9 protein-coding genes and 1 rRNA gene are annotated in these 11,392 nt (G+C 72.6%); 5 read left to right on the top strand and 5 right to left on the bottom strand.

The annotated features are described in order from the left end of the window. Window positions 1–92, top strand: a 5S ribosomal RNA gene (gene rrf / locus AB0E14_RS27290); the annotation flags it as partial. 200 nt (window positions 93–292) lie between these two features. Beyond that, window positions 293–796, top strand: a complete 504-nt coding sequence (locus AB0E14_RS27285) for a hypothetical protein (RefSeq protein ID WP_362423483.1) — start codon at window positions 293–295, stop codon at window positions 794–796. A gap of 66 nt (window positions 797–862) precedes the next feature. Here the strand turns inward: AB0E14_RS27285 and AB0E14_RS27280 are convergent, their stop codons facing one another. Genes AB0E14_RS27280 through AB0E14_RS27260 form a run of 5 tightly spaced genes read right to left on the bottom strand, consistent with a single transcriptional unit; the run spans window position 863 to window position 6,294 of the window. Beyond that, the gene (locus AB0E14_RS27280) at window positions 863–2,173 is read right to left on the bottom strand and encodes a DUF58 domain-containing protein (protein ID WP_362423481.1); all 1,311 of its coding nucleotides are present in this window, start codon (window positions 2,171–2,173) and stop codon (window positions 863–865) included. Between the two features lie 12 nt (window positions 2,174–2,185). Continuing rightward, window positions 2,186–3,169 carry a MoxR family ATPase gene (locus AB0E14_RS27275; RefSeq protein WP_362423477.1) on the bottom strand — a complete coding sequence of 328 codons (984 nt, stop codon included), beginning with the start codon at window positions 3,167–3,169 and terminating at the stop codon, window positions 2,186–2,188. Then, entirely contained in the window at window positions 3,166–4,377 is a 1,212-nt protein-coding gene (locus tag AB0E14_RS27270; protein ID WP_362423474.1) for a DUF4350 domain-containing protein, read from the bottom strand. Before AB0E14_RS27270 ends, AB0E14_RS27275 begins: the two co-directional genes overlap by 4 nt. Continuing rightward, window positions 4,374–5,063, bottom strand: coding sequence for a DUF4129 domain-containing protein (locus tag AB0E14_RS27265; RefSeq protein WP_362423471.1), 690 nt, complete (start codon window positions 5,061–5,063; stop codon window positions 4,374–4,376). The genes AB0E14_RS27270 and AB0E14_RS27265 overlap by 4 nt, the downstream gene beginning before the upstream one ends. 4 nt (window positions 5,064–5,067) lie before the next feature. Further along, entirely contained in the window at window positions 5,068–6,294 is a 1,227-nt protein-coding gene (locus AB0E14_RS27260; RefSeq protein ID WP_362423468.1) for a hypothetical protein, read from the bottom strand. Window positions 6,295–6,764: 470 nt separating this feature from the next. Here AB0E14_RS27260 and mtrA point away from each other — a divergent pair, with 470 nt between their 5' ends. The 3 genes from mtrA to AB0E14_RS27245 all read left to right on the top strand — a co-directional run bounded on the left by mtrA (window position 6,765) and on the right by AB0E14_RS27245 (window position 11,326). Then, window positions 6,765–7,442: a two-component system response regulator MtrA gene (gene mtrA, locus AB0E14_RS27255; protein ID WP_055539974.1), complete on the top strand. Its 678-nt coding sequence runs from the start codon at window positions 6,765–6,767 to the stop codon at window positions 7,440–7,442. A gap of 1 nt (window position 7,443) precedes the next feature. Next, on the top strand, window positions 7,444–9,474 hold the full coding sequence (mtrB, locus tag AB0E14_RS27250; protein ID WP_362423463.1) for an MtrAB system histidine kinase MtrB: 2,031 nt from the start codon (window positions 7,444–7,446) through the stop codon (window positions 9,472–9,474). A gap of 79 nt (window positions 9,475–9,553) precedes the next feature. Further along, window positions 9,554–11,326, top strand: coding sequence for an LpqB family beta-propeller domain-containing protein (locus AB0E14_RS27245; protein ID WP_362423495.1), 1,773 nt, complete (start codon window positions 9,554–9,556; stop codon window positions 11,324–11,326). Window positions 11,327–11,392 lie beyond the last annotated feature (66 nt).

Raw genomic sequence — 11,392 nt, 5'->3', positions numbered from 1 at the left:
CGCCCGGTTACATTCCGAACCCGGAAGCTAAGCCTTTCAGCGCCGATGGTACTGCAGGGGGGACCCTGTGGGAGAGTAGGACGCCGCCGAACAATTTTTAGCCTCACCCCCCGGACCTGGTCCGGGGGGTGAGGCATTTTTGCGTTGAGCTTCTTTCAGCCAAGCTTTGATGTGGCCATGACATTTGAAGGTCGCTGTGGCACCCTCGTGGCGCACCGCACTCCGAACCCGGGTGGCTCACCCAGCGGCTCGGGTTCCCCCCACCCACAACGCTGTGGCAAGGAGGAGCGACATGAAGTGCAACACCCCCACACTGGCCGGATTGGCCGCGCTGGTGATCGCGGCCGGCATCGGTGCTTCCACGACGGCGTATGCCGACACGACCGAGGAGCGCAAGGTCGACGGAGTGATCGTCGTCTCGGGGAACACCTGCACCTGGACCAACGCCACCGCCAGTGCCAATCCGCCTAGCGCTCTCACCGTCGACCGGGCCACCGTCAACAAGCCTGGTGGCAACCTGACGTGCGGCGGGGGCATATCGGCCTCGCTCAACAACAACCCGGCTTTCACCTTCGACGACACCGCCGGTACCGCGAGGACCGACGTCATCGACATCACCGGGCAGCAGTCGTTCGTCTCCTGTCGGTACAAGGCGACGAACATTCTCTGGAACCGGGACGGGGCCACCAGGAAGTACGTGAACACGCCGTTCACGGCCACTAAGGTCTCGGGCTCGTTCCTGTGCCCGGGGTCCTTCAGTGCCGCGGCCGGGGAGGCCTCCGTCGTGTTCCGTTGACGGATGCAGGGAGCGTTACCGGTGGCCGGTGCGGTGTCTTCCGCGCCGGCCACCGGTTCGTTCGGCTCAGAGGCGGCCGGCGGCCTTCAGGGCCAGGTAGGCGTCGGCCAGGGCCGGGGCCAGGTTGTCGGGAGTGGCGTCGACGACGGTGACGCCGTGGCGGCGGAGTTGGTCGGCCGTGCGGTGGCGTTGGGCCTGGGCCTGGGCGGCGGCGGCGGCTTCGTAGACGCCGTCGATCGTGCCGCGGCGGGTGGTCATGTCGGCGATGTGCGGGTCCGCGACCGAGGCCAGCAGGACCGTATGGCGCTGGGTGAGCTGAGGGAGCACCGGGAGGAGGCCTTCCTCGATCGGGGCCGCGTCGAGGCTGGTCAGTAGTACGAGGAGGGAGCGGCGGGGGGCTCGGGCCAGGGCGGTGGCGGCGAGGCCTCGGGCGTCCGTCTCCACGAGTTCGGGTTCGAGCGGGGCGAGGGCGTTCACCACGGCCGGCAGGACGTCGCCGGCGGAGCGGCCCTGCACCTGGGCGCGGAGGCGGCGGTCGTAGGCCAGGAGGTCGACGCGGTCGCCGGCGCGTGCGGCGAGGGCGGTGAGGAGGAGGGAGGCGTCCATCGCGGCGTCGAGGCGGGGGACGTCCCCGACGCGTCCGGCGGAGGTGCGGCCGGTGTCGAGGACGATGAGGATGTGGCGGTCGCGCTCGGGGCGCCAGGTGCGGACGGCGACGGTGGTCTGACGTGCGGTGGCCCGCCAGTCGATGGAGCGGGTGTCGTCGCCGGGGACGTACTCGCGCAGGCTGTCGAACTCGGTGCCCTCGCCGCGGGTGAGGACGCTGGTGCGGCCGTCGAGCTCGCGGAGTCGGGCCAGCCGTGACGGCAGGTGCTTGCGGCTGGTGAACGGCGGCAGGACGCGCAGCGTCCACGGCACGGTGTGGTTGCCCTGCCGGGCGGCCAGGCCGAGGGGGCCGTAGGAGCGGACGGTGATCCGGGCGGCGTGGCGGTCGCCTCGGCGGGTGGGCCGCAGGGACGTCGTGAGGCGTCGGCGTTCGCCGGCGGGGACTGTCAACGTGTGGCGTGAGGCGGCCTGTTCGGAGCCGGGCAGCCAGCTGCTGGGCGGCCAGGCGTCGCGGAGTTGGGCGCGGAGGCGTCGGCTGGAGGGGTTGGTGACGGTGAGTTGGACCTCGGCGGCGTCACCCAGTCGAACTGTTGTGTCACCGCTTCGGGTGAACTGCAGCGTTCGCACTGGCGCGGCCCTCGCGTAGTCGCACAGAATTGCGAGTGCGAGGGGTGCGTTCACCGCGAGCATCCCCGTCCAGCTGGGGGCGAGGATGCCCACGGGGAGTGATCCGAGAGCGGCGAGCAGAGCGGTTCGTCCGGTGAGGGCCATGGGGCGCCGTTCTCAGCGGGGTACGGGGACGTGGGCGAGGATCGAGTTGATGACGGAGTCGGCGGTGACGCCCTCCATCTCCGCCTCCGGGCGGAGTTGGACGCGGTGGCGGAGTGTGGGGAGCGCGAGGGCCTTCACATCGTCCGGGGTGACGTAGTCCCGGCCGGTGAGCCAGGCCCAGGCGCGGGCGGTGGACAGCAGGGCGGTGGCACCTCGGGGGGAGACGCCGAGGGTGAGTGAGGGGGAATCACGCGTGGCACGACAGATATCGACGACATAGCCGGCGATCTCGGGGCTGACCGAGGTTTTGGCGACGGCATCGCGGGCGGCCTCGAGTTCGGCGGGGCCGGCCACCGGGCGGACTCCGGCGGCCTGGAGGTCGCGTGGGTCGAAGCCGTTCGCGTGCCGGGTCAGGACGTTGATCTCGTCCTCGCGAGAGGGCAGCGGGACCGTCAGCTTCAGCAGGAATCGGTCGAGTTGGGCCTCGGGGAGGGGATAGGTGCCCTCGTACTCGACCGGGTTCTGGGTCGCGGCGACGAGGAACGGGTCCGGGAGCGGACGGGGGGTTCCGTCGACGGTGACCTGGCGCTCCTCCATGGCCTCCAGGAGGGAGGCCTGGGTCTTGGGGGGCGTGCGGTTGATCTCGTCGGCGAGCAGCAGGTTGGTGAAGACCGGGCCCGGCTGGAAGGAGAACTCGGCGGTGCGGGCGTCGTAGACGAGGGAGCCTGTGACATCGCTCGGCATCAGATCGGGGGTGAACTGGACGCGCTTGGTGTCGAGTTCGAGTGCGGCGGCGAGCGCGCGGACCAGCAGCGTCTTGGCGACGCCGGGGACTCCTTCGAGGAGGACGTGGCCCCGGCACAGGAGGGCGACGACGAGACCGGTGACGGCGGGGTCCTGGCCGACCACGGCCTTCCCGATCTCGGTGCGCAGGGCCTCCAGGGAGGCGCGGGCGCTGTCCGAGTTCGTCAGGGTCGCGGGGGTCGGGGCGCTCATGAGGTGCGTACCTCTCTTTCGAGGGCGTCGAGTTGGTCAGCCAGGCGGATGAGTGCGGCGTCGTCGGCGGGAGCCGGGCCGAAGAGCAGGTCCCTGGGGTCCGCGCCGGTTCCGGGGAGCCTCGTGGAGAGCGCGGGGAGCAGGGTCTCGGTGGAGTGCGCGTCCTGGGCGGCGACGCCGAGGAGCGGGGCGATCCGGGTGCGGGTCGCGGTGCGCAGGACGGCGGCGGCGCGGTCGCGGGCGTCGGCCTTGCGGTAGAGGCGGGCGCGGCCCTCGGTGGCCTCGGAGGCGCGGATGGCGACCGGGAGGGGTTCGGTCACGAGGGGGCCGAGGCGCCGTCCGCGCCAGATGGCGGCGAGGACGGCGGCCAGGGCGAGTTGCAGCGTCCCCCAGAGCCAGCCCGGGGGGACGAGCGAGAAGAAGGAGTCGGTGGTGCTTTCGGGGGTGCCGTTCCCGGGGGTGCCGTCGGCGGCGGACGGGTCTGTCAGGGAGGGGAGGTACCAGAGGAGATGCGGTCGGGAGCCGAGGAGTTGCAGGGCGAGCGAGGCGTTGCCCTGCTCGTCGAGACGTTCGTTGGTGAGGATGTCGGCGGAGCCGAGGAGGACGGTGTCACCGCCTCCGGGGGTGGGCAGCGCGACGAGGGTGGGCCGGTCGTCGGCGGGGTAGCAGGTGGTCGCGCCGTCGGTGTCGGTGGTGTAGCGCTCGCCGCCGATGTCGACGCTGCCGGCGCGGACGGCGGCGGGAAGGGCGCAGTGCGGTTCGCGGACCTTCACCGAGGTGCTGGGTTCCGTGGTGACGCCGGGGGCGAGGGTGCCCAGGGACGCGGCTCCGGCGCCGGCGAGGACGGTGCGGCCGCCGGAGGCGGTCATGGTCTGCCGCAGGACCGACTGCTGATGGCCGGTCAGCAGGTCCGGTGTGGTGACCAGGAGGGTGCTGTCGGCGTCGGCTGCGGTGGTGGCCTCGTCGAGGGTGGTGACCACCTGGACGGTGACGCCCTGGGCCTTGAGTATCTCGGCGACGGCGCGGCTGCCGTTGGGGTCGGCGGAGCGCGGGTCGAGGTGGCCGTGGTGGTCGGCGGAGCGCACGGTCGCCAGGACCAGGCCGCCGATGAGGAGCAGGGCGAGGACGACGAGCACACCGCGGGCCCGCGCCCAGAGTTGGCGGGGCGCGAGCGAGGTCGAGGTGGTGCTGGTGCGGGGCCGGCTCACGCGGGCGCCCCCGCGTCGGCGGTGTCGAGGGTCGGCCTGGTCCGTTCAAGGGACGTGTCCAGGTTCTCGATACGGCGGTACGCGGCTTCGTCGGCGGTGCGGCCGCCGTATGTGACGTCGTCGAAGGAGCGGGCCGCGGCGCGGAGTTCGTCGGTGTGGTCGGGCAGGGTGCGGGCGGCCTCGGCGGCGGCCTCGTCGGCGGTGCGGCCGGGGCGGGGGTCGAGCAGGGTGCGCTCCTCCAGGGAGCGGACGATGGCCCGCATCCGCTCCTGGACGGCCTGGTTCCAGCGGCCTGCGGCGGCATGCCGGGCGGCGGCGGTCCGGTGGTCGTCCGCGGTGCGCGGGCCGTCCTCGAAGAGGGAGTCGCCGCCGGCGGAGGTGCGTCGGGGGGTGCCGAGTCGCCACCAGAGCGCGGCGACGAGGGCGAGCACGACCACGACGAGTGCGACCAGTCCGAGCAGGCCGCCCGGGGTCGCGCTCGCGGCCGCGTCGAAGAGGCCGCCGACCCATTCCCAGAAGCGGTTGAGGCCGCGTTCGAGGAGGCTGGGGTCGTTCTCGTGGTACAGCGGTTTGGACAGTTCCCGCTCCGCCGCCTGCCGGGCGGGGTCGCGCGGAACGTCCACCGGTACGTCGTCGGCGCCCAGGAACGGCCGCCGCGCCGTGATCGTGCCCCCCGTTTCGATCACCCCGTCAGCTCCCGGTGGCCGGATCGCCGGGGGCAGGGCCGTAGCCGGGGACGCCCGCGGCCCGGGCGAGTTCGAGGTCCAGGGCTTCGCGGCGGATGCGCTGGTCGACGTAGAGGAGGACGGTCACACCGGCCGAGATCGGGTACGTGATCGCGTTGATGAGGACGCTGCCGATGCCGGTGATGATCAGGAAGGGCCAGCCGAACTCGGGGGTGGAGTCGGAGAGCAGGCTGCTGAACCCGTCGCCGTCCACGGCCATTCCGGCGATGGTGAACGGGACGAGGACGATCATCGCGACCAGCAGGATGATCAGCTGCGTCAGCAGGGTGATGCCGAAGATCCGCCACCAGGAGCCCTGGACCAGCTTGGCGGACCGCTTCAGCGACGTGATGATGCCCTGCCGTTCCAGCATCAGGGCGGGCGAGGCCAGGCTGAAGCGGACCATCAGCCAGATGACGACCACGAGTCCGCCCAGCGCGCCCAGGGCGACGAGCAGCGCGCCGGCCGCGGAGCCGATGAGGAGACCGGGCAGCAGGGCGACGGTCATGATGCCCGCGCTCATCAGCGGCAGGAGCAGGGTCAGCCCGCAGAGCTTGAGCACCCGGGGCTTGGCCTCCTGCCAGGCGGCGCCGAGCGTGACCGGGCGGCCGAGGACCGCGCGGCTGATGACCACGGTGAGCAGCGCGGCGCTGACCAGGGTGGCCATGATGAGGATGACGAAGGCAGGGATGGAGGCGATCAGGCTCGTCTGCAGGGTGTCGCCGAGCTGGGCCAGGGCCTCGTCCGGGGTCGCGTCCCGGTTGATCTCGGGCGGGGTGGGGACGAGGTAGCGCTGGACGAGGATCTCGGCGATCTGGGAGATCACCGCGACGGTAACCGTGATCGTGAGGACCGTGCGCCAGTAGGTGCGCATCGTCGACACCGCGCCGTCGAGGATCTCGCCCATGCCCAGGGGGCGCAGCGGGATCACACCGGGCTTGGCGGCCGGGGGCCGCCCCCAGTTTCCGTACGGCGGCTGTCCGCCCCAGCCCTGGCCGGGGCGGGGGGCAGGCGCCTGCCCGGGGACCTGGGCGGTCGGTGGGGACCACTGCCCGGCGGGCGGCTGGTCCTTGGACCACTGGGGGGCGGAGTCGTTCACGTCACCGGGCGTTGCGGGCCGGGGGACCCCGGCGCCGTCCTGGCCGTCGGAGGGAGCGGACCCGGGCGAGGTCCAGCCCGGAGTGTCGTTCACGGTCGTCCACCTCGAGGAATGGTCGCGGGGCCGACTCGGCGAGCCGGCACGGTCACAGGGGCCGTCCCAGGGGGGCGGCGGGCCGTGAGCCATCGTGCCACGAGGGGCCCTTCGGCGGGCGGGGGCCTTCTATCACGTTCGTACCACCGTCGATCCCGCGGCCGGGCGGGGGCCGGGCGCAGATCGGGCGGATGTCTGATCAGTGGGTACAAAACGCGGCGGTGGCGGGCGAGAGGCGGGCGCGGGGGAGCGGCCGGTGGTTCGGGTGGAGGCGTTCCCGTGGGCTGAGCGGGGCCGCTCAGGGTACGGTTCAGCACGGCTGACGGGGGTTACGGGGGTGACATCCATGTCCGGTATCGACACTCACGGACACCGACCGTCAACGGTGGGCAACCGCGGACGTCACCGCAGGTCAGTGAGGTATCTCACCAGCCGCCTTGAGACTGATACGGAAATGGGATGATGTCGATATGAAGGGACGCGTTCTCGTCGTCGACGACGACACCGCACTGGCCGAGATGCTCGGGATCGTGCTGCGGGGTGAAGGGTTCGAGCCGTCGTTCGTCGCGGACGGCGACAAGGCGCTCGCCGCCTTCCGCGAGGTCAAGCCGGACCTGGTGCTGCTGGACCTGATGCTGCCCGGAAGGGACGGCATCGAGGTGTGCCGGCTCATCAGGGCCGAGTCCGGTGTGCCCATCGTCATGCTGACGGCCAAGAGTGACACCGTCGACGTCGTCGTGGGCCTGGAGTCCGGGGCCGACGACTACATCGTCAAGCCGTTCAAGCCGAAGGAGCTCGTCGCCCGGATCAGGGCGCGGCTGCGGAGGTCGGAGGAGCCCGCCCCGGAGCAGCTCGCCATCGGTGACCTGGTCATCGACGTGGCCGGGCACTCGGTGAAGCGGGACGGGCAGTCCATCGCCCTGACGCCGCTCGAGTTCGACCTGCTGGTCGCGCTGGCGCGCAAGCCGTGGCAGGTGTTCACCCGCGAGGTCCTGCTGGAGCAGGTCTGGGGCTACCGCCATGCGGCCGACACCCGGCTGGTGAACGTGCACGTCCAGCGGCTGCGCTCGAAGGTCGAGAAGGACCCGGAGCGGCCGGAGATCGTGGTGACGGTCCGAGGCGTCGGTTACAAGGCGGGGCCGAGCTGACATGAGCAAGGGCAGTGCTGCTCCGAAGGCCGGGGACCGAGGAGGCCGGTCGGGGCGGGCTGCCGGACCGGGGCGGGGGGGCTCGCGTTTCGGCCGTCTGCTCCAGGACGGGGCGCCGGGTGGTTCGGCGCTCCGGCTCCTCGCGCGCTGGGTCCGTCGTCCGCTGCTGCCCGCCGTACGGCTGTGGCGGCGGAACATTCAGCTGCGGGTGGTCGCGGGCACCCTGCTGATGTCGCTCGGCGTGGTGCTGCTGCTCGGCCTGGTCGTCATCGGCCAGGTCCGCAACGGGCTCCTCGACGCCAAGGAGAAGGCCGCCCAGAGCCAGGCGGCCGGCGGCTTCTCCGCCGCCCAGGACAAGGCGGCGACCACGCCGGCCGGGCCGGGCGGGCAGGAGGGCGGCCGGGCCGGTTCCTCGCTGACCTGGCGTTCCACGCTGGTCGAGCAGCTCGCCAGTGGTGGCCAGAGCGCGTTCAACGTGGTCGCGCTCTCCCTGGAGGACTCCGACGGGCCCGCGAGCCGGGGCGCACGCGCCTCCGGCGAGGTCGATCCCGCCACGAGCATCCCCGCCGAACTGCGGCACTCCGTCGGGCAGGGCGCGGGCACCTTCCAGACGTACGCCCGGATCCACTACACCAACGGCAAGAGCTCCGAGCCGGGGCTCGTCGTCGGCAAGCGGCTCAACGACTCCGAGGGCACCCAGTACGAGCTGTACTACCTCTTCCCGCTGACGCAGGAGGAGGACTCCCTCACCCTGGTCAAGGGCACCCTGGCGACGGCCGGGCTGTTCGTCGTGGTCCTGCTCGGCGCCATCGCCTGGCTCGTGGTGCGCCAGATCGTCACGCCCGTACGGATGGCGGCCGGGGTGGCCGAGCGGCTGTCGGCCGGACGTCTGCAGGAGCGGATGAAGGTCACCGGCGAGGACGACATCGCCCGCCTCGGTGAGGCCTTCAACAAGATGGCGCAGAACCTCCAGCTGAAGATCCAGCAGCTGGAGGAGCTCTCGCGGATGCAGCGGCGGTTCGTCTCGGACGTGTCGCACGAGCTGCGGACCCCGCTGACGACCGTACGGATGGCGGCCGACGTCATCCACGAGGCGCGTGTCGACTTCGACCCGGTCACCGCGCGCTCCGCCGAGCTGCTCGGCGACCAGCTCGACCGCTTCGAGTCGCTGCTCGCCGACCTGCTGGAGATCAGCCGCTTCGACGCCGGAGCGGCGGCCCTGGAGGCCGAGCCGATAGACCTGCGCCAGGTCGTACGGCGGGTGATCGGCGGCGCCGAGCCGCTCGCCGAGCGCAAGGGCGGCCGGATCGTGGTCGTCGGCGACGAGCAGCCCGTCGTGGCCGAGGCGGACGCCCGCCGGGTCGAGCGGGTGCTGCGCAACCTGGTGGTCAACGCGGTCGAGCACGGTGAGGGCCGGGACGTCGTCGTCAAGCTGGCCGCCGCCGGCGGAGCCGTCGCGATCGCCGTACGGGACTACGGCGTGGGCCTCAAGCCGGGCGAGGCGACCCGGGTGTTCAACCGCTTCTGGCGGGCCGACCCGGCACGCGCGCGTACCACCGGCGGTACGGGCCTCGGCCTGTCCATCGCCGTCGAGGACGCGCGGCTGCACGGCGGCTGGCTGCAGGCCTGGGGCGAGCCCGGCGGCGGCTCGCAGTTCCGGCTCACGCTGCCGCGGACCGCGGACGAGCCGCTGCGCGGGTCCCCGATCCCGCTGGAGCCGGAGGACTCCCGGCGCAACCGGGAGGAGGCCAGGAACCGGCCCGGGGTCCCGGGACCGGGACGTCCCCAGGGGGAGACGCGGGGAAGCGGGACGCACCAGGGCCAGGTGTCGCTGCCGGTGCAGCCGGTGGGAGACCGGCCGGCCCTGCCCGTACCGCCGCGGGTGCCGTCGGCGGCGCGTGCCACGGTGGATCCGACGGCGTTGCCGGGCAGTGGTGCCCGGGTGGTCGCGCGGGCCACGGCGGAGGCCGACAGCGGTGAGGCGAGGGCGTCGACGCGCGCCGAGGGGGAGGACGGGACACGTGGGCGCTGACTTCCGAGGCGGACGGAAGGCGGCCCGGTCGAGCGTGCTGCTCGCGTGCGGCGGGCTGCTGGCGGCCGGGTGCGCGACGATGCCCGACGGCGGGGACGTACGGCAGGTGAAGGCGTCCAACCTGGGCGACTCGCAGGTCCGTGTCTACGCGGTGCAGCCGCGTGAGAACGCCGAGCCCGACGAGATCGTCGACGGCTTCCTGGAGGCCATGACCAGTGACGATCCGGGGTTCGCGACGGCCAAGAAGTATCTGACGAAGCAGGCCGCGAAGAACTGGAAGCCGGAGCAGAGCATCAACGTGCTCACGACCGCGCCGGACCGCGAGCAGGCCGACCGGCTGCCCGACCCCGAGACGCAGGGGCGGTCCTATCCGATCCGCGGCCGGCAGATCGCGACCGTCGACGCGCGGCACGCCTACCAGCCGAAGAAGCCCACCGAGTACCGGGACTTCATCCACGTCGTGCAGCAGCCCGCCGCCGACGGCAAGGGCAAGGAGTGGCGCATCGACCACCTGCCCCCCGGCCTGGTCCTCAGCGAGGCCGACTTCCAGCGGAACTACCGCTCCGTCAATACGTACTACTTCGCGTCCGGTGAGGACTGGGTCGTCGCCGACCCGGTGTACATCCGGCAGCGGCAGGACCCGGTGACCCGGATGGACCCGGTGACGCAGACCGTCAAGGCGCTGCTCGAAGGGCCGACGAACTGGCTGCAACCCGCCGTCGATTCGCGTTTCCCGTCCGGTACGCGGCTGAAGGACGGCGTCACCACGCTCGCGACGGACGACCAGTCCACGCTGAAGGTGCCGCTGAACGCGAAGGCCGACCGGGTGGGCGGGGAGGTGTGCCGCGAGATGGCGGCCCAGCTGCTGTTCACTCTGGGCGACCTGACGTCCGTGCGGGTCGAGCAGGTGGAGCTGCAGCGGGGTTCCGACGGCGGCCGGCTGTGCGTGCTGTCCAAGGCGCAGGCCGAGGAGTTCGCTCCGGTGCGGGACTCGGGGCGGGCGGAGAACCCGTTCTTCGTCGACGAGGAAGGCATGCTCAGGACGCTGCCGGTGGGCGGCAAGGAGGACGCGCGGGCCGACGCGACCCTGGGACCGTTCGGCAAGGGCGCGACGCCGCTGCGGTCGGTCGCCGTCGACCGGGACGAGAGCCGCGCGGCCGGGGTCGGCAAGGACGGCAAGGACCTGCGCGTGGCGTCGATCCTTGCCGACCACGAGCTGCGGCCCCCGCTGGTGTCGAGCACCGCGGCCCGGCCCGAGGACCGGCTGTCCGCGCCGAGCTGGGACGGGCGCGGTGACCTGTGGGTCGCCGACCGCGACCCGGCCGACCCGAAGCTGTGGACGGTGCCGGACGGCGAGGGCACGCCCGTCGAGGTACGGGCCCCCTGGCTGACGGGCGGGGTGCGCGTGGAGTCGCTGCGGGTCTCCGCGGACGGCGTGCGCATCGCCCTTCTCCTGAAGGAGAAGGACGGCCGGACGACCCTGAAGATCGGGCGGGTGGAGCGCGAGGGAGACGCGACGCGGCCGACGGTCTCGGTCGTGGACCTGCAGGCCGTGGCGCCGCGCATGGAGACGGTCACGGCCGTGTCCTGGGCGGGCCCGAGCCGGCTCGTGGTGGTCGGCAAGGAGGCCGGTGGCGTCCAGCAGGTCCGGTACGTCCAGACCGACGGTGCGACGTCGGCGGCCTCGGTCCTGCCGGGTCTCAACGGGGTGACGGCGGTGGCCGCTCCCAACGACGACAAGGCACCGGTCGTCGCGGACTCCGGCAACGACGGCATCGTGCGGCTGGTGCCGGGGGCGAACTGGCAGCGGCTCGTCAAGGTCGCGGGCAAGGCGCCGGTCTACCCGGGGTAGCGGGCGCGCCGCAGGGATCTTCCGGGCGCCCGGCACCCGTGGGGCCTCCCGGCGCCCGTGAGGGCC

Origin of the sequence: Streptomyces sp. NPDC047981 (genome assembly GCF_040653315.1) — a bacterium.
Lineage (GTDB): Bacteria > Actinomycetota > Actinomycetes > Streptomycetales > Streptomycetaceae > Streptomyces.
Note: the sequence above shows the minus strand (reverse complement) of the source record. Positions and strands in the feature narration are given on the sequence as shown.